The organism is Streptomyces sp. NPDC005438, assembly GCF_040606315.1.
Taxonomy (GTDB): Bacteria; Actinomycetota; Actinomycetes; order Streptomycetales; family Streptomycetaceae; genus Streptomyces.
The window spans coordinates 526,080-545,208 of record NZ_JBEXEP010000001.1 but is presented as its reverse complement, the minus strand read 5'-3'; the positions used below and the strand labels follow the sequence as shown (position 1 = coordinate 545,208).

At 71.7% G+C, this 19,129-nt stretch carries 21 protein-coding genes; 7 read left to right on the top strand and 14 right to left on the bottom strand.

The features are described from left to right. Positions 1-3: 3 nt before the first annotated feature. The 10 genes from rplB to ABZT14_RS02170 form a co-directional block, all read right to left on the bottom strand. Positions 4-840 carry a 50S ribosomal protein L2 gene (gene rplB, locus ABZT14_RS02215; protein ID WP_356295604.1) on the bottom strand — a complete coding sequence of 279 codons (837 nt, stop codon included), beginning with the start codon at positions 838-840 and terminating at the stop codon, positions 4-6. Between the two features lie 39 nt (positions 841-879). Next, positions 880-1,299 carry a 50S ribosomal protein L23 gene (gene rplW / locus ABZT14_RS02210; protein WP_356295601.1) on the bottom strand — a complete coding sequence of 140 codons (420 nt, stop codon included), beginning with the start codon at positions 1,297-1,299 and terminating at the stop codon, positions 880-882. Next, positions 1,299-1,949 (bottom strand): 50S ribosomal protein L4, encoded by a 651-nt coding sequence (gene rplD / locus ABZT14_RS02205; protein WP_356295599.1) that lies wholly within the window; start codon positions 1,947-1,949, stop codon positions 1,299-1,301. The genes rplW and rplD overlap by 1 nt, the downstream gene beginning before the upstream one ends. A gap of 5 nt (positions 1,950-1,954) precedes the next feature. Further along, entirely contained in the window at positions 1,955-2,608 is a 654-nt protein-coding gene (gene rplC / locus ABZT14_RS02200) for a 50S ribosomal protein L3 (protein WP_356295596.1), read from the bottom strand. Between the two features lie 14 nt (positions 2,609-2,622). After that, a complete protein-coding gene (gene rpsJ / locus ABZT14_RS02195; protein WP_016473429.1) occupies positions 2,623-2,931 on the bottom strand; it encodes a 30S ribosomal protein S10 in 309 nt (102 codons plus the stop codon). Between the two features lie 644 nt (positions 2,932-3,575). Beyond that, complete coding sequence (locus tag ABZT14_RS02190) at positions 3,576-4,385, bottom strand: ABC transporter permease (protein ID WP_356295593.1); 810 nt, start codon at positions 4,383-4,385, stop codon at positions 3,576-3,578. Further along, positions 4,382-5,248, bottom strand: coding sequence for an ABC transporter permease (locus tag ABZT14_RS02185; protein WP_356295590.1), 867 nt, complete (start codon positions 5,246-5,248; stop codon positions 4,382-4,384). Before ABZT14_RS02185 ends, ABZT14_RS02190 begins: the two co-directional genes overlap by 4 nt. After that, positions 5,245-6,222 (bottom strand): ATP-binding cassette domain-containing protein, encoded by a 978-nt coding sequence (locus ABZT14_RS02180; RefSeq protein ID WP_356295587.1) that lies wholly within the window; start codon positions 6,220-6,222, stop codon positions 5,245-5,247. The genes ABZT14_RS02185 and ABZT14_RS02180 overlap by 4 nt, the downstream gene beginning before the upstream one ends. 195 nt (positions 6,223-6,417) lie before the next feature. After that, a complete protein-coding gene (locus tag ABZT14_RS02175) occupies positions 6,418-8,178 on the bottom strand; it encodes a penicillin-binding transpeptidase domain-containing protein (RefSeq protein ID WP_356295584.1) in 1,761 nt (586 codons plus the stop codon). Between the two features lie 465 nt (positions 8,179-8,643). Further along, positions 8,644-8,940, bottom strand: a complete 297-nt coding sequence (locus ABZT14_RS02170; protein WP_356295582.1) for a hypothetical protein — start codon at positions 8,938-8,940, stop codon at positions 8,644-8,646. Between the two features lie 168 nt (positions 8,941-9,108). Here ABZT14_RS02170 and ABZT14_RS02165 point away from each other — a divergent pair, with 168 nt between their 5' ends. Beyond that, on the top strand, positions 9,109-9,615 hold the full coding sequence (locus ABZT14_RS02165; RefSeq protein WP_356295579.1) for a DUF3515 family protein: 507 nt from the start codon (positions 9,109-9,111) through the stop codon (positions 9,613-9,615). 168 nt (positions 9,616-9,783) lie between these two features. On the opposite strand, the gene ABZT14_RS02160 is transcribed toward ABZT14_RS02165, so the two are convergent. Beyond that, complete coding sequence (locus ABZT14_RS02160; protein ID WP_356295576.1) at positions 9,784-11,505, bottom strand: phospholipid carrier-dependent glycosyltransferase; 1,722 nt, start codon at positions 11,503-11,505, stop codon at positions 9,784-9,786. 119 nt (positions 11,506-11,624) lie between these two features. On the opposite strand from ABZT14_RS02160, the gene rsmI reads away from it, so the two are divergent. The 3 genes from rsmI to ABZT14_RS02145 all read left to right on the top strand — a co-directional run bounded on the left by rsmI (position 11,625) and on the right by ABZT14_RS02145 (position 14,392). Next, positions 11,625-12,533 carry a 16S rRNA (cytidine(1402)-2'-O)-methyltransferase gene (gene rsmI, locus ABZT14_RS02155; protein ID WP_356295573.1) on the top strand — a complete coding sequence of 303 codons (909 nt, stop codon included), beginning with the start codon at positions 11,625-11,627 and terminating at the stop codon, positions 12,531-12,533. A gap of 453 nt (positions 12,534-12,986) precedes the next feature. Continuing rightward, positions 12,987-13,280, top strand: a complete 294-nt coding sequence (locus ABZT14_RS02150) for a hypothetical protein (protein ID WP_356295570.1) — start codon at positions 12,987-12,989, stop codon at positions 13,278-13,280. Between the two features lie 224 nt (positions 13,281-13,504). Beyond that, positions 13,505-14,392: a TatD family hydrolase gene (locus ABZT14_RS02145; protein ID WP_356295568.1), complete on the top strand. Its 888-nt coding sequence runs from the start codon at positions 13,505-13,507 to the stop codon at positions 14,390-14,392. Here the strand turns inward: ABZT14_RS02145 and ABZT14_RS02140 are convergent. Continuing rightward, positions 14,386-14,799 (bottom strand): DUF1992 domain-containing protein, encoded by a 414-nt coding sequence (locus ABZT14_RS02140; protein ID WP_356295565.1) that lies wholly within the window; start codon positions 14,797-14,799, stop codon positions 14,386-14,388. The genes ABZT14_RS02145 and ABZT14_RS02140 overlap by 7 nt on opposite strands. Positions 14,800-14,868: 69 nt before the next feature. Here ABZT14_RS02140 and rsmA point away from each other — a divergent pair, with 69 nt between their 5' ends. The 3 genes from rsmA (at position 14,869) to ABZT14_RS02125 (ending at position 17,339) form a co-directional block, all read left to right on the top strand. Continuing rightward, entirely contained in the window at positions 14,869-15,756 is an 888-nt protein-coding gene (gene rsmA, locus ABZT14_RS02135; protein ID WP_356295563.1) for a 16S rRNA (adenine(1518)-N(6)/adenine(1519)-N(6))-dimethyltransferase RsmA, read from the top strand. Next, positions 15,753-16,682 carry a 4-(cytidine 5'-diphospho)-2-C-methyl-D-erythritol kinase gene (locus ABZT14_RS02130; protein ID WP_356295560.1) on the top strand — a complete coding sequence of 310 codons (930 nt, stop codon included), beginning with the start codon at positions 15,753-15,755 and terminating at the stop codon, positions 16,680-16,682. The genes rsmA and ABZT14_RS02130 overlap by 4 nt, the downstream gene beginning before the upstream one ends. A 153-nt stretch (positions 16,683-16,835) precedes the next feature. Then, entirely contained in the window at positions 16,836-17,339 is a 504-nt protein-coding gene (locus ABZT14_RS02125) for a hypothetical protein (protein WP_356295558.1), read from the top strand. A 307-nt stretch (positions 17,340-17,646) separates the two neighbouring features. Here the strand turns inward: ABZT14_RS02125 and ABZT14_RS02120 are convergent, their stop codons facing one another. Both ABZT14_RS02120 and ABZT14_RS02115 read right to left on the bottom strand, forming a co-directional pair. Next, positions 17,647-18,222: a WHG domain-containing protein gene (locus ABZT14_RS02120; protein WP_356295555.1), complete on the bottom strand. Its 576-nt coding sequence runs from the start codon at positions 18,220-18,222 to the stop codon at positions 17,647-17,649. After that, positions 18,215-19,081, bottom strand: coding sequence for an alpha/beta hydrolase (locus tag ABZT14_RS02115; RefSeq protein ID WP_356295552.1), 867 nt, complete (start codon positions 19,079-19,081; stop codon positions 18,215-18,217). The genes ABZT14_RS02120 and ABZT14_RS02115 overlap by 8 nt, the downstream gene beginning before the upstream one ends. Positions 19,082-19,129: the final 48 nt, after the last annotated feature.

Sequence of the window (19,129 nt, the reverse complement as noted above, 5' to 3'; positions counted from 1 at the left end):
CTCCTAGCGCTTCTTGTTCGTCTTGCGGCGGCGGACGATGTACTTGTTGCTGGCCTTCTTCGGCGAGCGCGTACGTCCTTCCTTCTGACCCCAGGGGGAGACCGGGTGACGGCCACCGGAGGTCCGGCCCTCACCACCACCGTGCGGGTGGTCGATCGGGTTCATCACCACACCACGGACGGTCGGGCGGACGCCCTTCCAGCGCATACGGCCGGCCTTGCCCCAGTTGATGTTCGACTGCTCGGCGTTGCCGACCTCGCCCACAGTGGCGCGGCAGCGGACGTCGACCAGCCGGATCTCACCGGAGGGCATACGGAGGTGGGCCATGCGGCCCTCCTTCGCCAGCAGCTGCACGGAGGCGCCGGCGGAGCGGGCGAACTTCGCGCCGCCGCCGGGCCGCAGCTCGATGGCGTGGATGACCGTACCGACCGGGATGTAGCGCAGCGGCAGGTTGTTGCCGGGCTTGATGTCGGCGCCCTGGCCGTTCTCCACCCGGTCGCCCTGGCGCAGGCCGGCCGGAGCGAGCACGTAGCGCTTCTCGCCGTCGGCGTAGTGCAGCAGCGCGATGCGCGCGGTGCGGTTCGGGTCGTACTCGATGTGCGCGACCTTGGCCGGCACGCCGTCCTTGTCGTGACGACGGAAGTCGATCACGCGGTAGGCGCGCTTGTGGCCACCGCCCTGGTGACGAACGGTCACACGACCGGCGTTGTTACGGCCGCCCTTGCTGTGCAGCGGGCGGACCAGCGACTTCTCCGGCGTGGACCGCGTGATCTCGACGAAGTCGGCGACGCTGGAGCCACGACGGCCCGGGGTCGTCGGCTTGTACTTGCGGATACCCATTTCTCAGTCCTCGTCCGATATCGGACGACCAGACCTCCGTCAGGAGGTCGGGCCGCCGAAGATGTCGATACGGTCGCCCTCGGCAAGGGTCACGATGGCGCGCTTGGTGTCGGCGCGCTTGCCGTAACCGGTGCGGGTGCGCTTGCGCTTGCCCTGCCGGTTGATGGTGTTGACCCCGATGACCTTGACCGAGAAGACCGACTCGACGGCCTGCTTGATCTGGGTCTTGTTGGTGCGCGGGTCGACGATGAACGTGTACTTGTTCTCGTCCAGCAGCGAGTAGCTCTTCTCCGAGACGACGGGCTTGATCAGCACGTCGCGGTGGTCGGTGAACGCCTTGCTGGGCGGGACCTGGACGGTCTGCTTGCCGTCCCGGGCGATCCGGGCGGCCTTCGCCGCGCGGGCCGCCTTGGCCGCCTTCGCGGCCTTGGAGGCGATGCTCGGGTGTCGCGTAGCCATCAGGCGGCGCTCCCTTCGGTCTTGGCGGCCTTGGGACCGGCCACGAAGGACTCGAAGGCGGCCTGGGTGAAGACCACGTCGTCGGAGACCATCACGTCGTAGGTGTTCAGCTGGCCCGGCTCCAGGATGTGCACCTGGGGCAGGTTGCGAGCCGACAGCCAGGACGTCTTGTCCTCACGGTCGATGACCAGCAACACGTTCTTACGGTCGCTGAGCTTGCCGATCAGGTCCTTGGCGGCCTTGGTGGAGACGTCACCGTCCACGACACCGGTCACCACGTGAACGCGGTCGTGCCGGGCGCGGTCGGTGAGGGCGGCGCGCAGAGCGGCGGCCTTCATCTTCTTCGGGGTCCGCTGGGAGTAGTCACGCGGCACGGGGCCGTGCACCACGCCACCGCCGGCGAACTGCGGTGCGCGGGTGGAGCCCTGACGGGCGCGACCGGTGCCCTTCTGGCGGTACGGCTTGCGCCCACCACCACGGACCTCGCCACGGGTCTTGGTCTTGTGCGTGCCCTGTCGGGCCGCGGCCAGCTGTGCGACGACGACCTGGTGGATCAGCGGGATGCTGACCTTGGCGTCGAAGATCTCCGAGGGGAGTTCGACGGTCCCGGTCTTGTCGCCTGCCGGCGAAAGGATGTCAATGGTGCTCATTTACCTCAAGCCCCCTTGGCCGCGGTACGGACCAGGACGAGGCCGCCGTTCGGACCGGGAACCGCGCCCTTGATGAGCAGCAGACCCTTCTCCGCGTCAACGGCGTGGACGGTCAGGTTCTGGGTGGTGACCCGCTCGTTGCCCATGCGACCGGACATCTTCATGCCCTTGAACACGCGCCCCGGGGTGGCGCAGCCACCGATGGAGCCCGGCTTGCGGTGCACGCGGTGCGCGCCGTGGCTGGCCTTGCCGCCGTGGAAGCCGTGACGCTTCATCACACCGGCGGTGCCCTTGCCCTTGGACTTGCCGGTCACGTCCACCTTCACGCCGGCCTCGAAGGACTCGGCGGTGATCTCCTGGCCGAGCGTGTACTCGCTGGCGTCAGCGGTACGCAGCTCCACCAGGTGGCGGCGGGGGGTGACGTCGGCCTTGGCGAAGTGGCCCTTGAGGGGCTTGTTCACCTTGCGCGGGTCGATCTCGCCAAAGGCGATCTGGACGGCCTCGTAGCCGTCGCTGTCTGCGGTGCGCACCTGGGTCACGACACAGGGACCGGCCTTGACCACGGTGACCGGGACGACGCGGTTGTTCTCGTCCCAGACCTGGGTCATGCCGAGCTTCTCGCCCAGGACGCCCTTGATCTGCTTCGTTTGGTTAGCCATCTCTACCGCGCCCCTCAGAGCTTGATCTCGATGTCGACGCCGGCCGGCAGGTCCAGGCGCATCAGCGAGTCAACGGTCTTGGGAGTCGGGTCGAGGATGTCGATCAAGCGCTTGTGGGTGCGCATCTCGAAGTGCTCGCGCGAGTCCTTGTACTTGTGCGGCGACTTGATGACGCAGTACACGTTCTTCTCAGTGGGCAGCGGCACCGGGCCCGCGACCGACGCACCAGTGCGGGTCACCGTCTCGACGATCTTCTTCGCCGAGTTGTCGATGACCTCGTGGTCGTAGGCCTTGAGCCGGATGCGGATCTTCTGTCCCGCCATGGCTACTTCGTAGTCCTGTCTCTCGTCACGCTCTGGAACCTGGTGGGCACCCCGACCCCTTCCCGACCCACGCGGTCGGGCGTGTCGCACCCCTCCTCGGAGTTCACCAAGGGGGTTTCCGTGAGGAAGGGTTGGGGGAAGTTCCCACCGGTGCCTGGTCGGAGCCCCTCCCGCGCTTCCCGGAAGATTCCCGTACTTCCGCCCCTGATGAGAGGCGACGAGTACGTTGGGACTCGCTTCCAGTCCCCCCGGCGGGAGGCGCACGGCATCGGCACTCAACCGAGCAACCGGGACAGTGTGCCACAGCGGCAACGGCGCCGGCCAATCGGGTACCACAGGGCCGACCAGCAACGGAAACCCGGCCCCCCACCCCGGCCGACCGGGGTGTGAGCACCCTCACGTCCACGCGCACCGGGCGGCCCGTCTCCCGCGACCTCCAGCGCCCTCCCCGATCCGGCGCACCCGCGAACTGACGTACCCCTCCGACCAGTTCGCCTCCGACCGACCGGGCCGGACCGACCGGAGGACGACGACCGCACGGGGGCCAAGAGACGACCGCACGGCGACCGCATGGCGCACCGAACGGCGCACCGCGTGGCAGCCCCGATCACCGCCCCCTCAACTCCGGGCGCGGGACGGGGGGTTCAGCGCGGGCCCCGTCGGCGGTACCCCCGGACCGCGAGGCTGGCGAAGACCAGGGTGAGGCCCAGGATCCAGGCGAGGGACTCCAGCAGCGGCTCGGCCACCGGCCCGGAGTGGGCGAAGCCCCGCATGGTCTCGACCACACAGGAGACGGGGTTGACCTCGGCCAGCGGCTGCGCCCAGCCCGGCAGGTCCCGCAGCGGTACGAAGCCGGTGGACAGGAAGGACAGCAGCAGGAACACCGCGTTCATGCTGGCGCCGACCGACTCGGCCGACCTGGCCCGTACCGCCAGGGCCACCACCAGCCAGGCCAGGGCACTGCCGAAAAGCAGCGGCAGCAGGAAGTACCCCAGGACGGACAACGGGCCGGTGTCGAACCGGAAGCCCATCACGAAACCGACCAGGGTGACGATCAGCAGGCTGGCGAGGTTGCGGGCCGCGTCCCCGAGGATGCGCCCGGTCAGCGGGGCCGACCGGGCCATGGGCAGGGTGCGCAGCCGGGCGTCGAAGCCGGTCTGGAGGTCGGTGTGGGCCGCCGTACCGGTGGCCAGGGCGGAGAAGGCGATGCCCATCACCGCGAACAGGGGCAGGGACTCGTCGACGTAGCCCCGGTAGCTGCCGTTGTCGTCGATCAGCGCCCCGAAGCTGGCGGTCATCAGCATCAGCAGCAACAGGGGCAGCAGGGTGGCCGTGCCCAGCGCGGTGGGGCTGCGCAGGGTCAGTCGTACGGACCGTACGGTCATGATCCAGCTGTCGGTGAGGAGTTGGGCGCGGGGAGCGGGCGCCCCCGTCACCGTGGGGGTCGTCGTCATCGGTTCCTCCCGAGGGCGCGGCCGGCCAGCGGTACGCAGACCAACAGGCCGCCGGCCAGCCAGGCGAGGGCGATCAGCAGGGTGTCCGCCGGTGCGGCGCCCTCGTCGGTGAGCGCGCGGAGCGCGTCGGCGACCCGGCTGATGGGCTGCTGGGTGACGACCGGTTCCAGCCAGTCGGGGAAGGCCTCGCTGGGCACGAAGGCGTTGGACAGCAACAGCAGGGGGAAGAAGATCAGGTTCGCCAGGACGCTCACGCTCTCCGCTCGGGCGATGGCCAGGCCCATGGTGGCGAAGCCGACGCAGACCACCAGCGCGAAGGCGAGGGCGAACAGCAGGAAGCCGAGGGCGCCCCAGGCACCGTGGAAGCGGAAGCCGACCAGCAGCCCGAAGAGGGTGAGGGCGACGGTGGCGGCGAGTACCCGGCACAGTTCGGCGCCGACCAGGCCCAGCACCGGTGAGCTGCGGGCCACGGACATGCCGCGCAGGCGTCGGACCATCCCGCCGGTGACGTCCTCCACGGCCAGGATGGCGGCGGACATCGCGGCGAACAGGATGGCCTGGATCACCACGGCGGGCAGCAGGTACTGCTCGTAGCCCAGACCGGTACGGCGTTCCACGACCTTGCCGAAGACCACGAAGAACAGGAAGGCGAACACCAGCGGGAGGACGAGCGCGCCCATCAGGGAGGCGGGGCGCCGGCTCATCAGCAGCAGGTGCCGGCGGGCCAGCAGCGCGCTGTCGACCAGCAGGGAGGGGCGGGTGACCGTACCGACCGTGGGTCGGGCTCCCTGGGCGCCCGGGGCGACCTCGGTGTCCCTGGCCTCCCTGGCGCCGTGGGGACTCTCGGGGCTCTCGGGGCTCATGCGGTGCCACCCCCCGGGGCCGCCCCGGCGCGGTCGGCCTGGTCCTCGGCGCCGTGTCCGGTCAGCTGGAAGAACACGTCGTCGAGGGTGGGCCGCCGGAGGGTGAGGTCGTCGACGGTGACCTCGGCCGCGTCCAGGTGCCGTACGACCTCGATGAGGGTGCCGGAACCGTGGGTGGCCGGCACGGTCAGCCCGTCGTCGACCGTGGTGACCGGGCCGAGCGGGGCCAGCGCGGTGGCGATGCGTTCCCGGTCCCGGTCCTCGGCGACGGCCAGGTGGCAGACGGAGCCGCCGACCCGCTTCTTCAGCTCCTCGGCGGTGCCCTCGGCCGCCACCCGGCCACGGTCGACGACCACGATGCGGTCGGCCAACTCGTCGGCCTCGGCGAGGTACTGGGTGGTGAGCAGGATGGTCATGCCCTCGTCGCGCAGACCCCGGACCACCTCCCACAGCACCGAGCGGCTGCGGGGGTCGAGGCCGGTGGTGGGCTCGTCCAGGAAGAGGACGGCCGGGTCGCCGATGAGGGAGGCGGCCAGGTCCAGGCGACGGCGCATCCCCCCGGAGAAGGTGCCGGTACGGCGCAGGGCGGCGTCGGTCAGCTCGAAGCGGGCCAGCAGGTCCTCGGCCCGCTGCCGCGCCGTTCGCCGTCCGAGTTTGAGCAGCCGGCCGAACAGTTCCAGGTTCTCCCTGGCGGTGAGGTTGGCGTCCAGGGCCGCGAACTGGCCGGTGAGTCCGATGAGTGCCCTCACCTCGTGGGGGCTGCGCACCACGTCGTACCCGGCCACACTGGCGTGCCCCTCGTCCGGGGTGAGCAGGGTGGTGAGTACGTCGATGGTGGTCGTCTTGCCCGCACCGTTCGGTCCCAGTACGCCCAGGATGGTGCCCCGCTCCACGCTGAGGGAGAGCCTGTCCAACGCGGTCACCGAGCCGTACCGCTTGGTCAGCTCGTGCGCTTCGATCATTGCCGCCGTCATGCGAAGTTAGGTTAGCCTAACTTCACCTGTGCGTCATGGTCCCTCCCGAGGCCCCGAGGGCGCCCCGACCCCCGACTCCCCCGCCCGTACGGCGAACCCGGGCCGACCGCCCGAGGGCCAGCTCGGGAACCGCCCGGACACGACGACGGGGTGCCCGGGTACGAGACCCGGGCACCCCGTCGGGCGTCGAAACGGTCAGCTACCGGAGAGCACGTTCCGTACCACCGGGCCGGCGTTGTCACCGCCGTGACCCGAGGAGGGCACCACGGCCGCCACCGCGAGGTCACCCCGGTACGCGGTGAACCAGGCGTCGGGCTTCTTCTGGCCGTCCACCTCGGCGGAGCCGGTCTTGGCGCCGGCACCGGACAGCCCGGCCATCGCCTTGGCCGCCGTACCGCTGCTCGCGGTCAGCCGCATCAGCCCCTGCAACTCCTGGGCCACCTTCGGCTTCATGGCGCGCGGCGCCTTGGCCAGGGTGCGGTTGTCCAGGGAGGGGGACACGATCACCGGCTGCCGGAAGGTGCCGGACTGTACGGTCGCCGCGACCGAGGCCATGGTCAGCGGGTTCATGCGCACCCCGCCCTGGCCGATCAGCGAGGCGGCCATCTGGGCACCGGACTGGGTGGGGACCCGGCCGTCGAAGGTGGAGGTGCCCACCTGCCAGTTGAGGCCGATACCGAACACGTCCCGCGCCTCCTTGCCCAGGTCGTCCGGGGACAGCTTCTTGGCCTGGGTGATGAACGCGGTGTTGCAGGAGCGGGCGAAGCTCTGGGAGAAGGTGCCGCCCTTGATCTGGAACTTGTCGAGGTTCTGGAACTTCCAGCCGCCGAAGGTGGCGTACTTGGGGCAGGGGTGGGCGCGGCCCGGGGAGGCCAGCCCCTTGTCGAGCAGCATCGCGCTGGACACCACCTTCATGGTGGAGCCGGGCGCGTAGGAGCCGTTCAGGGCGGTGTTGAAGCCGCCCGCCGGCGCGTTGGCGACCGCGAGTATCTCGCCGGTGCTGGGCTTGACCGCCACCACCGCCGCCTTGGACTTGCCGGCCACCGCGCGCTCGGCGGTCTTCTGCAGGTTCAGGTCGATGGTGGTCTTCAGGGTGCCGGGAGTGCCCTTGGAGTGCTCGCGGAGGGTCAGCCCGGCCTTGCCCTTGCTGTCCACGACGTGGGTGGTGACACCGGGCTCGCCGTCGGTCTTCTTGCCGTAGCGCTTCCTCAGGTCGGCCAGTACGCCCGCCAACGAGGGGTGGTCCTCCTTGGTCAGCTCCTTGCCCGAACGGTCCACGGCCTTGATCGGAGGGGTGCCGGTGGCGTCGGTGGTGATCCGCTCCCCGGACTTCAACTTGGGGTGCAGCACGGAGGGTTGCCACCGCACGACCGGGTCGCCGCTGCCCTTCTTCCGCACCACGGTGAGCGAGGAGTCGTAGGACCAGTTGGCGGCGCCGCGCGCGGAGACCCCCTCGCCGGCCTCGCCCGTCTCACCGGCGTCTCCGCCCTTGCCGGCCAGCTTCAGGGAGGCGGTGACCGCGAACGGCACGGTGGTACGGGGCTGCTTGGCCGCACTCAGGGCGGCCTGGTCGGCGTCGTCACCCTCGGCCTTGTTCGCCTTGTCGTCCTTGTCGTCCTTCGGGGTGGCCACCGCCGGCTTCTGACTGAGCGTCACCTTGGCGAGCCTGGCCTCCTTGGACAACCGCGACAGCGCCTTGGCGGCGGCCGGCCGGTCGTCGGTGAGGCGCGCGGCCTTGGCGGTGTCCCCCGCACCCCAGGCCTTGAGGAAGTCACTCGCGGTGGTGCGCACCTCGGTGGCGGTGAGCGGTCCGGTACGGGGCTTGTCCTCGGACCCGCCCCCTCCCAACGGAGAGTTGGCGCTGTCGCCCCCCTTGCCGTCACCGCTGACCACGGTGTACGCCCCGATGCCGGTACCGGCCACCACCAGGGCCACCGCCCCACCGATCAGGGCCATTCTCCGATTGTCACGCATACCTTCTGCTGCCCCTCCACCCCTGCTGTTGACCCTGGCCCCGTTGCCCCTCGACCAGGTCCCGTAGGAGGGCACACTAGAGCACCAAAACGTCCAACTGGCCCCCCAATCCCGGATAGTGACCTACCTGACCGTCACCTACCGATCGGTCACCCGTAACCGCTCCCCGAGCCCCCCTCTGCCCCCGGCTCCCACCACCGCCCGGGCCCCTCCGGGACCAGCCGTCACAGCGGCCACGAGCGCCCTCGTCGGGTGGCCGGCACCGGGGACGGGGAGCACGCCGAACCGGACGACCACGCGGGCGGTCGGGGGCTCACGGACCGCTTTCCACAGGCCGTTGATGATCGCCGGGTTCGCCCTCCGGGGCGCATTGTTCCGCGGCACGATTCCGCCCCGTACTCCTGGCTGCTGAGTACGGGGCGAACTGGCTGCTGTGACGCCGGGATATCAGTCGTACGTAACGGCGCGATATGCCTTGGAGTCGTTGGTGGCGATGTAGACCTCGGCCTTGCCGTTCTTTCCGTCGGTGTAACCGGAAACGTTCCAGACTTCGCAGCCACCGGCCTTCTGCCGACGGACGCTGCCGATTCGCTGGTCGTCATAGACCTTGTCGAACTCGTACAGGGCGTAGGACTTGGTGCCGGTCTCCTTGGTGGAGACGCACACCTTTACCTTTCCACCACTGGAGTACTTGGCGTGGGAGTAGTAGACCCCGTTGACCGCGTAGAAACCGCTGGTCCCCACCTTGTCCCATTCCCCCGCTCCCCGAGGACCGGGCACGCCATCGGCGGTGGCGGTGGGAGCGAGAACCGTCATGGCCGCGGTAGCGGCTAACGCGCACACAGGCAGGATTCGACGGTGTGTTTTCATCATGAGCGGGACCATGTCACGCAGAGGTGAACGGAAGCAACCATGAATCGGCGGCTGTTGGCTGGGCTGGCCACGGCGACGTGTGCGGCGGTCGGGCTCACGTGGTGGCTGGCCATCGGTGACGAATCCGTGCCCGTAGCCGGTACGCCACGGGGGGACGACGCCCGTTGCGAGAAGGTGCTGGACAGGCTGCCGCGTGACCTCATGGGTGAGTCACGTCGATCCACCACCAACCCGGGAACGGCGGCGTGGGGCGGCAAGGGACAGGTCCGGCTCCGGTGCGGACTCCCACCGACCGCCCCGTCCCCGAACCAGTGCTTCCGCGTGAGCGGCGCCGACTGGGTTGTCGACGAGCCCAGTCTTGCCAACGGCGTGTGGAAGGCCGTGTCGTACGGCACTGATCCAGCGGTGCAGGTGCGGTTCCCGGGCGCGGACGCGTCGGGTTCGGCGTGGGTGGAGGTCTCGGAGGCGCTGAAGCCGCTGAAGAGCACCGGCCGCCGCTGCATCGACAACGAGGACGTGCCGCTGCCCTCGCCCGACCATCACTGAGCCGCGCCTCGTGGTCCGAACAGCGCTGGTCGTGCCGGGAGTTGCGTCCTCAGACGCCGGAACGGTCCGCCCTCGCCGGGTGGCCGGCACCGGGTACGGGAAGCACGCCGAACCGGACGACCACGCGGGCGGTCGGGGGCTCACGGACGCGGGTAGCCCGCTCCCCATCTAGACCCAGGTATCGAGCCACATCCTCGACCGCCAGGAGTCGGTGGGGATCATGTGGCCGGTGTAGAGCGGCCAGAAGTAGACGAAGTTCCAGGCGATCAGCAACAGCAGGGCGCCGATCTGGATCAGGGCGACCGTTCTGCGGCGTTCGCTGGACCCCGGTGGTCCGGCCAGGGCTCCGAGGGCCATGGCCAGGGCCAGGCAGAGGAACGGCACGAACACCACGGCGTAGAAGTAGAAGATGGTCCGCTCCTGGTACAGGAACCAGGGCAGGTAGCAGGCACCCAGCCCGCACAGGATGGCGCCGGCGCGCCAGTCGCGGCGCATCAGCCAGCGGTAGGCCACGTAGACCAGGGCGGCGCAGCCGGCCCACCACAGCAGGGGCGTGCCCAGGGCGAGGACCTCGCGGGCGCAGCCGCCGGAGGCGTCACAGCCGTGCTCGCCGGGCTTGTAGGACTTGTAGAAGTACGAGACCGGCCGTCCGGCGACCAGCCAGCTCCAGGGGTTGGAGTCGTAGGTGTGGCCGGAGGTGAGGTTGACGTGGAACTTGTAGACCTCCTGCTCGTAGTGCCACAGGCTGCGCAGGGAGCCGGGCAGCCAGCCCCAGGGGCCGGAGGCGCCCTCGTTCTCGGCCCAGTCGCGGTAGTAGCCGCCCTTGGTGGCGAACCAGCCGGTCCAGGAGGCGAGGTAGACCAGCAGGGCCACCGGGATCAGTGAGGTGAAGGCGGGCAGGGTGTCGCGGCGCAGGGTCGCCAGGTGGGGGCGGGTGGCTCCGGCGGTACGGCGGGCGCCGGCGTCCCAGAGGACGGTCAGCAGTCCGAAGGCGGCCAGGACGTAGAGGCCGTTCCACTTGGTGGCGCAGGCCAGGCCGAGGCAGATCCCGGCGGCCAACCGCCAGGGGCGCCAGCCCAGGCCCAGCCGGTCGGCGACCTCGGGGTCGGGTCTGGCCTCGCCGTTCTCGTCCTCCGGCAGCGCCTTGGCCAGGCGCTCTCGGCTGCGGTCGCGGTCGATCAGCAGGGCGCCGAAGGCGGCCAGCACCCAGAACATCACCACCAGGTCGAGCAGGGCGGCCCGGCTCATCACGAAGTGCAGCCCGTCCACCGCCATCAGCGCGCCGGCCAGGCAGCCGAGGGTGGTCGAGCGGAACAGTCGGCGGCCGATGCGGCAGAGCATCAGGACCGACAGGGTCCCCAGGACCGCCGTCATGAAGCGCCAGCCCAGGGGGTTGAGGCCGAACATGGCCTCCCCCAGGGCAATGATCCACTTCCCCACCGGGGGGTGGACGACGTAGGAGGCCTTGTCGGAGAGCGGGATGCTCTGGGGGTCGCCCAGGATCTGGTCGTCGGCCTTCTTCGGCCAGGTGCCCTCGTAGCCCTGCTGCCACAGGGACCAGGCGTCCTTGGCGTAGTAGGTCTCGTCGAATATCAGGGCGTGCGGGGACCCCAGGTTGTGGAACCGCAGTACGCCGGCGACCAGGGCCACCAGCAGCGGGCCCAGCCAGGCGTAGCTGCGGGCCCACAGCAAGGCCGCCGTGGGGGAGAACCCCCACCAGGAGCCCGGGTCGGGCTTCGGGAACGGAGGTACCAGTCGCTCGCGTACGCCCAGGCGTGCCGGTGTGCGATACCCGAAGCGACCCAGCCTCCGCTGCCAGGGGGGTTGGGGGTCCGGGTCGGATCCGGGCCGTACCTCGGCGGCGGTGTCACTGGTCGTCACGCCGCACATCGTAGGGAACGGGGAGGGGCCGTGGTGCCGGCGCGGGGGTTCGGCGCCCCCGCACGGTACGGTCGCCGGCCTCGTCACCGACGTTCGGACGGCCCCGGCGGCCCTGCCAAGATGGGGGCGTGACCGAACGCGAGACACCGACCACGCACGCCCCCGAACCCCACCCCGAGGGGCTGTTGGTCCTGGCCGGCACCCCGATCGGCGAGGTGGCCGACGCCCCGCCCCGGCTGGCCGGGGAACTGGCCGAGGCGGACGTGGTCGCCGCCGAGGACACCCGGCGGCTGCGGCGGCTGACCCAGGCCCTGGGGGTACGGACCGGGGGCCGGGTGGTGTCCTACTTCGAGGGCAACGAGGCCGCGCGTACCCCGGAGTTGGTGGAGGCGCTGCGTACCGGGTCGCGGGTGCTGCTGGTGACCGACGCCGGGATGCCCTCGGTGTCCGACCCCGGCTACCGGCTGGTGGCGGCGGCCGTGGAGGCAGGGGTGCGGATCACCGCCGTACCGGGTCCGTCGGCCGTGCTGACGGCGCTGGCCCTGTCCGGGCTGCCGGTGGACCGGTTCTGCTTCGAGGGGTTCCTGCCCCGCAAGCGGGGTGAGCGGCGGGCCCGGCTGGAGGAGGGCGCGGAGGAGCGGCGGACCCTGGTGTACTTCGAGTCGCCCCGGCGGCTCGCGGAGACCCTGCGGATGATGGCCGAGTCCTTCGGCCCGGAACGCAGGGCGGCGGTGTGCCGGGAGTTGACCAAGACCTACGAGGAGGTCCGGCGCGGTTCGCTGGAGGAGTTGGCGGACTGGGCGGAGCCGGGTGTGCTGGGCGAGATCACGGTGGTGGTCGAGGGCGCCGCGCGGGGTGGTCCGGTACGTCTGGAGCCGGCCGCCCTCGCCGAACGGGTCGCGGTACGGGAGGAGGCCGGGGAGCACCGCAAGGAGGCGATCGCCTCGGTGGCCCGGGAGTTGGGGCTGCCCAAGCGGGAGGTCTTCGACGCCGTGGTGGCCGCCAAGACCGGGTCCGGGAAGGGCCAGGCCGGCTAGGACGGGCCGGCTGGGGCACGGTGCGGACCGCTGGGCGGGGACGCGCGGGTTCTGGCTCCGCGCCTCGCCAGGTGGGCGCCCCGCGGGTGGTCGTAGCCGGTCGCGGTCGTTGACGCGGCGCGGCGGGCCCCCTGCCCCTGCTCCGCCCTGCGGCACAGGGCGCACGCGCTCGCCTCCTCCCCTCTCCCCCGAGGTCCGTTACGGCACCTCCCGGGGCCCGAGGGTGGGCGGCCGTAAACGCCGAAGCCTCGAACGCCGACGAGAAAAGGTCGGCGCGGAAGCCAACCGGCGGGTAAAGGGCTACCGTGAAAAGCAAAGGTTCGGGCAGTTTCACCGACCGCTGTCTCACCGGCTCGTCAAATGTCTCCCAACAAGGAGAAGGGCGGCTGCTTTTCCCCTGGTTTCGGAGTCCACTGGGAGTGAGCCCTCCGAGAAAGCCGGAAGGAGCCAGGCATGAGCGACTCCCCTTCCCCCACTCCACCGCCGACCAGGTCCACCTCCCCTCCGCTGGCGCACGAGGAGTACTCCTTCGCCTGTATGCGCTGCGGGTTCGCGTGGGAGACGGCCTACGACATCAAGCATCTGCGCGGCGTGGACGGCACCCCTCTGGTCGTCTACTACGTACAGGGGGAACGGGTGCCGTCACCCCTCACCCACCCACGGTGCGCGTTCTGTGACGGCACCAAGGTGCGGATCATGGAGGCGGGAAAGGTCTCCGCCCTCAGAAAGGCGCAGCCCTGGAGCTGATCGGAAATCGCGGGGCCGAGAACACGGGCCCCGTCATTCCGGCGGGGAAGGATCTCCACGCCCTTCCGCAACACGTGAACTCCGGGAAACGGGCCGGGAATACGGACGCCCCGATCGGGAAACCGACCGGGGCGCCTGCCGTGCGTCCGGGCACCGGTACGGCCTCCCGTCGGACGTCCGGCCCGACGCGGTGGGGGCCGGGTGGGGCGCCGTATCATCGCGCCATGTCCCGCGCGTCCACCCGTGATTCCGACCGTTCCCCGCAGCCACCCCCGTTGCCGGAGCCGCTGGCGGTGCCGGTGGCCGACTCCCACACCCACCTCGACATGCAGCGGACCGAGGTGGGCGAGGCGCTGGAGGCCGCCGAGCGGGTCGGGGTACGCACGGTGATCCAGGTGGGCTGTGACGTGGAGCGTTCCCGTTGGGCGGCGGAGGTCGCCGCCGAGTGGCCCCGGGTGTGGGCGGCGGTGGCGCTGCACCCCAACGAGGCGCCCCGGCTGGTGCACGGTACGGAGGAGTCCTGGGACGGTCCCCGGCCGGCCGGTGGGCAGGCGGCTCTGGACGAGGCGCTGGCGGAGATCGAGAAGCTGGCGGCCCTGCCCCAGGTGCGGGCGGTCGGCGAGACCGGGCTGGACTACTTCCGTACCGGTGAGGAGGGGATCGCCGCCCAGCAGCGGTCCTTCCGGGAGCACGTGGCGCTGGCCAAGCGGTACGACAAGGCGCTGGTGATCCACGACCGGGAGGCGCACGCGGACGTACTGCGGGTGCTGGAGGAGGAGGGCGCCCCGGAGCGCACCGTCTTCCACTGCTACTCCGGCGACGCGGAGATGGCCCGGGTGTGCGCGGCCCGGGGGTACTTCATGTCCTTCGCCGGCAACGTGACCTTCAAGAACGCCCAGCCGCTGCGGGACGCCCTGGCCGTGGCCCCGCCGGAACTGGTGCTGGTGGAGACCGACGCGCCCTTCCTGACACCGGCGCCCTACCGTGGCCGGCCCAACGCCCCGTACCTGATCCCGGTGACCCTGCGGGCCATGGCGGAGGTCAAGGGGATGTCGGAGGCGGAGTTGGGCACCCACGTGGCGGCCAACACCGCCCGCGCCTTCGGTTACTGAGCGGCCCGCCGCCGGACCCGGTCCCGCCAGCGGGAGACCACGTCCTCCTCGTCCAGGAGTTCCAGCCGCAGGGGCGGGCCCTCCAGGGGTTGCCGCCGGGCCTGCTCGACACGGGTGTTGATCTCCCGGACCAGCTCGCGGACCCGGCGTTCGGAGGGCGCCTCCAGGGCGGCCCGCTCCGCTTCCTGGGCGTCCCGGCGCAGTTGGAGGCTGGGCGGCAGCGCGGACAGGCCCTCGCGGGCCATCTTGCGGCGCACCCACCACAGCTCGTCGTAGGGCTGGTCGGCGTCGGGGAGGGGCTTGCCGGCTCCCGGCAGGTCGTCGAAGGCGCCGCGCTCGCCGGCCTCCCGGATCTGCCGTTCCACCCAGGACTCGAAGTCCAGGCCCGGGGGCTTGCGTTCGGTCATCAGCGCCTCCCTCGTGGTGGGGGGTTCCACGGTACCGGCCCGCTGGTGGCGGGTGAGAAACTACCGCCTGTGAACCAAGTCCCCTCCCCCGACTCCGACGCCCTGCTGGGCCCCTCCGAGGTACGTGAGCTGGCCGGCGCCCTGGGTGTGCGGCCCACCAAGCAACGTGGCCAGAACTTCGTGATCGACGCCAACACGGTGCGCCGCATCGTACGGACGGCCGAGGTGCGGCCCGAGGACGTGGTGGTGGAGGTCGGGCCGGGGCTGGGCTCGCTGACCCTGGGCCTGTTGGAGGCGGCCCGCCATGTGACGGCGGTGGAGGTCGACGACCTGTTGGCCGGGGCCCTGCCGGCCACCGTGGCGACACGGCTGCCGCACCGGGTGGACCACTTCTCGCTGGTGCACCAGGACGCGTTGCGGGTCACCGAGCTGCCCGGGCCGGCACCGACCGCCCTGGTGGCCAACCTGCCGTACAACGTGGCGGTACCGGTGCTGCTGCACATGCTGGCCACCTTCCCCACCCTCGAACGGGTCCTGGTGATGGTGCAGTCCGAGGTCGCCGACCGCCTGGCGGCCACCCCCGGTTCCAAGGTGTACGGGGTGCCCTCGGTGAAGGCCCGCTGGTACGCCGACGTACGCCGGGCCGGGGCGATCGGCCGCACGGTGTTCTGGCCGGCGCCCCGGGTGGACTCCGGGCTGGTGGCCCTGACACGTCGGGAGCCGCCGGCCACCTCCGCGTCCCGGCAGGAGGTGTTCGCCCTGGTGGACGCCGCCTTCGCGCAGCGCCGCAAGACACTGCGGGCGGCCCTGACCCAGTGGGCCGGCTCGGCGGAGGCGGCCGAGCGCGCCCTGACGGCGGCCGGGGTGTCCACCCGGGCGCGGGGAGAGGCGTTGACGGTGGAGGACTTCGCCGCCATCGCGGCACAGCGGCCGAGGGCCGGAGAGGGAGCGGCGTGAGCGTCACGGTACGGGTGCCGGCCAAGGTCAACGTCCAGCTGGCGGTGGGGGGCGCGCGCCCGGACGGCTTCCACGAGCTGGCCAACGTCTTCCTGGCGGTGGGGCTGTACGACGAGGTGACGGCCACCGAGTCCACCGCGCTGGAGGTGGTCGTCGAGGGGCGGGACGCCGACCGGGTGCCGGCCGACTCCTCCAACCTCGCCGCCCGGGCGGCCACCGCGCTGGCACACCGGCTGGGGCGGGAGCCGACGGTACGGCTGCGCCTGGTGAAGGACATCCCGGTGGCCGGGGGGATGGCCGGGGGCAGCGCGGACGCGGCCGGCGCCCTGTTGGCCTGCGACGCCCTGTGGGGTGCCGGCCTCAGCCGTACCGAACTGCTGGGGATCTGCGCCGAGTTGGGCTCGGACGTGCCGTTCAGCCTGGTCGGAGGCGCCGCCCTGGGCCGGGGTCGGGGCGAGCGACTGACCACGCTGGAGGTGGGCGGGCCCCTGCACTGGGTGTTCGCCGTCGCGGACGGTGGCCTGTCCACCCCCGAGGTGTACCGGGAGTGCGACCGGCTGCGGGACGCCTCCGGTCAGGGCGCCGGGGTGGCCGACGTCCCCGAACCCCAGGCCTCGCCCGCCCTGCTCGCGGCCCTGGCCTCCGGGGACGCTCCCGCCCTGGCGGGGCTGCTGGACAACGACCTCCAGCCGGCCGCCCTGTCCCTGCGCCCGTCCCTGCGCCGGACCCTGGAGACGGGGCGGGAGGCCGGTGCCCTGGCGGGTCTGGTGTCGGGGTCGGGGCCCACCTGCGCCTTCCTGGTCGCCGACGCGGAGGCCGGCCGGACCGTGGCGGCGGCCCTGGAGTCCTCGGGTCACTGCCGTACCGCCCGTCACACGCTGTCACCCGCCGAGGGAGCGCGTCTCCTGACCGCCCCGTCACGCTGAGGGGCACGCCCGGGGCGCGCTCCGGGGGCACCGGGCACGCGTCCGCGGGAGGACCACGGGACCGTTCCGTCACCGTCCGTGGCGTCGGCAACTCGCCCCGGAACGCGTAGCCTTGAACGACATCGTGACCGTCTGCTCGCGGGAGGCCATGCCATGACGAGTGTTCCGCTCAGTCTTCAGCGGGAGAACGAGGCCACGACACAGGACGACCTCTCGCTGCGACTGGGGAACCACGTCACGCGCTGTGACTCCTCCCTGCTGGCCACGAGCGACAGCCCGCACACCGCCCGGGGGGTACGCGAGGGCCTGGCCGACCTGCTCGGTCAGTGGCTGGCCCAACTGGAGCCCCTCCGTGCCCGGTCGGGCACCGTGTTCCTGCCCTTCGCCCTGTACGACCAGTGCTCGGGCTGGCTGAGGGTGACCTCCTTCGACAGCCGTACGGCGGTGGTGGAGGTCGGTTGGAGCGGTATCGAGGGGTGGAGCTTCCAGCCCTCGGACTTCGCGTCCACCGCCCGTGCGATGACGGACTTCGAACCCTCCCTGGGGACCGCCCTGCGCTGCGGGTTGGGGGAACTGATCGCCACGGTGCGGCAGAACCACGAGGACGTTCGGCTGGGCTTCCGCCGCCCTCGCGGCGACCCGGCCCCCGAGCGCTAGAAGCGTGTCGCTCGCCCCCGCGAGGTCCGTTCGGCCCCCGGGAGGTGAACGCGCCCTGGTGGCGTGTACCGCCGTCGGACAGCGCGAGGCGGAGGAGGCGATGCGGGCGCATCGGCGACCCAGACCGCCTTAGCGACCACACGGCGACCACACGGCGAGGTACGCGCCACCGGCGGGGGTGCCGCGCCCCGCCGTGGCTGGCGTCGTCACGAACCCCTCGGCGTCCGTCGCGGTCGCGAGAGGGCGGAGCCGGGGTTCGTCGCCCAACTCGCCCGCGCACGCCGCCACCTGGACGGGGACGCGGCTGTCAGGCGCCGGCGCCGCCACCGTGGTCAGGCCGGGGCAGTCCGGCCAGGACCATGTCGACCAGCAACTCGTAGCTGCGGTCCAGGCCCTGCGCCAACTGGAAGCCCCCGGCCGCCTCCAGCACGGCGAAGCCGTGCGCGGCGGAACGTACGCAGCGGGCCACGTGCACCGTGTCGTCCTCGTCCAGTCCGTAGCCGCGCAGGGAGTCGGTGAGGACCCGCAGCAGCCGGTCCCCCGCCTCGGCGGTGCCCGGGCGGGGCCGCTGCACCAGCGCGGCGTACCGGTGGGGGTGGTCGACCACGTAGCCACGGTAGGCCCGCATCAGCCGGCGGAGAGCCTCGTCCCTGGAGTGGCCCAGCACCGCGCCGGCCACCCGCCCGGACAGCTCGTCCAGGACCCGGACCGACAGCAGGGTGCGCAGTTCCTCCAGCCCGCCGACGTGCTTGTACAGCGAGGGTGTGGAGACCCCGGCGGCCTGGGCCACCGCCGCCAGGGTCAGCGCCTCCGGCCCCTTGCGGTCGACCAGTCCCAGGGCGTGGTCGACCACGGCGTCCCTGCTGAGTCCGGCCCTAGGCATCGGTGACCTCCGCGAGGAACGGCAGCAGGGCGTCGGCCACCCGGTCCGGGACCTGGGAGTGGGGGTAGTGGCCGGTCCCCTCGATCATGGCCACCCGGGCGCCGGCCGGAGCCGGCCCCTCGGGGACGGTACGGGCGATGCCCTCGGCCTCCTTGGCGGGGTCGGGGAAGTCCGGGTCGAGGTCGCCCATCACGATCAGGGCGGGGCGGGTCAGCCGGGACAGCGCCGCCTCGGCGTCGGCGGGCGAGGCCATGCCCATGGCGGAGGCGGCGGCCATCCGTCCGGGCTCGGCCAGGTTGTCCAGGGTCCGGCGGAGTGCCGCGTCGAAGTCGTCCGGCCGTGGGCCGGGGTTGGCGTGCCGGAGGAACCGTCCCCACATCCGGGTGCTGCGCAGGGTCATGGCGGTGGCCAGCAGGGCGATGCCCTTCAGGAAGCGGGGGTTGAGGTCGCGGACCGCGACGCGGGGCTTGCGGGTGCCGGGGCCGAGTCCGACCACGGCCCGTACCCGTGCGGGTTCCCGGTCGGCGGCGATCACCGCCGAGCCGGCCGCGAAGGAGGCGCCGACCAGGACGGCGGGGCCGCCCAGGTGCCGTACCAGGGCCAGCAGGTCCTCGGCGGTGTCGGTACGGGTGTGGCGGGGCCAGCCGGTGCTGGAGTCGCCGTGGCCGCGCAGGTCGACGGTGGCCACCCGGTAGCCGGCGTGGACGAGTCGGGGCGCCAGGTGCCGGTAGGCGGAGCGCAGGTCACCGAGTCCGGGGGCGAGGACCACCAGCGGGCCCTCGCCCTGGACGTCGTAGCCGAGGATGCCCTCGTCGCGTCGTAGGTGCTGGGTGGTGTGGGTGCTGGCCATGGTCGTCATCCCGCCTCCTGGCTGGCCGCGCTGACTATGATCCGTCACCAAAAAGCT

Bases quoted from the DNA above. Each gene is read 5' to 3' on its own strand.
- ABZT14_RS02165 (WP_356295579.1), top strand. From the start codon at position 9,109: ATGAATCGGCGGCTGTTGGCTGGGCTGGCCACGGCGACGTGTGCGGCG.
- rplC (WP_356295596.1), bottom strand. From the start codon at position 2,608: ATGGCTAACCAAACGAAGCAGATCAAGGGCGTCCTGGGCGAGAAGCTC.
- ABZT14_RS02140 (WP_356295565.1), bottom strand. From the start codon at position 14,799: ATGACCGAACGCAAGCCCCCGGGCCTGGACTTCGAGTCCTGGGTGGAA.
- ABZT14_RS02185 (WP_356295590.1), bottom strand. From the start codon at position 5,248: ATGAGCCCCGAGAGCCCCGAGAGTCCCCACGGCGCCAGGGAGGCCAGG.
- ABZT14_RS02190 (WP_356295593.1), bottom strand. From the start codon at position 4,385: ATGACGACGACCCCCACGGTGACGGGGGCGCCCGCTCCCCGCGCCCAA.
- ABZT14_RS02150 (WP_356295570.1), top strand. From the start codon at position 12,987: ATGAGCGACTCCCCTTCCCCCACTCCACCGCCGACCAGGTCCACCTCC.
- ABZT14_RS02175 (WP_356295584.1), bottom strand. From the start codon at position 8,178: ATGGCCCTGATCGGTGGGGCGGTGGCCCTGGTGGTGGCCGGTACCGGC.
- ABZT14_RS02160 (WP_356295576.1), bottom strand. From the start codon at position 11,505: ATGTGCGGCGTGACGACCAGTGACACCGCCGCCGAGGTACGGCCCGGA.
- ABZT14_RS02115 (WP_356295552.1), bottom strand. From the start codon at position 19,081: ATGACGACCATGGCCAGCACCCACACCACCCAGCACCTACGACGCGAC.
- ABZT14_RS02120 (WP_356295555.1), bottom strand. From the start codon at position 18,222: ATGCCTAGGGCCGGACTCAGCAGGGACGCCGTGGTCGACCACGCCCTG.
- rplB (WP_356295604.1), bottom strand. From the start codon at position 840: ATGGGTATCCGCAAGTACAAGCCGACGACCCCGGGCCGTCGTGGCTCC.
- ABZT14_RS02145 (WP_356295568.1), top strand. From the start codon at position 13,505: ATGTCCCGCGCGTCCACCCGTGATTCCGACCGTTCCCCGCAGCCACCC.
- rplW (WP_356295601.1), bottom strand. From the start codon at position 1,299: ATGGCTACGCGACACCCGAGCATCGCCTCCAAGGCCGCGAAGGCGGCC.
- ABZT14_RS02125 (WP_356295558.1), top strand. From the start codon at position 16,836: ATGACGAGTGTTCCGCTCAGTCTTCAGCGGGAGAACGAGGCCACGACA.
- rpsJ (WP_016473429.1), bottom strand. From the start codon at position 2,931: ATGGCGGGACAGAAGATCCGCATCCGGCTCAAGGCCTACGACCACGAG.
- rplD (WP_356295599.1), bottom strand. From the start codon at position 1,949: ATGAGCACCATTGACATCCTTTCGCCGGCAGGCGACAAGACCGGGACC.
- ABZT14_RS02180 (WP_356295587.1), bottom strand. From the start codon at position 6,222: ATGACGGCGGCAATGATCGAAGCGCACGAGCTGACCAAGCGGTACGGC.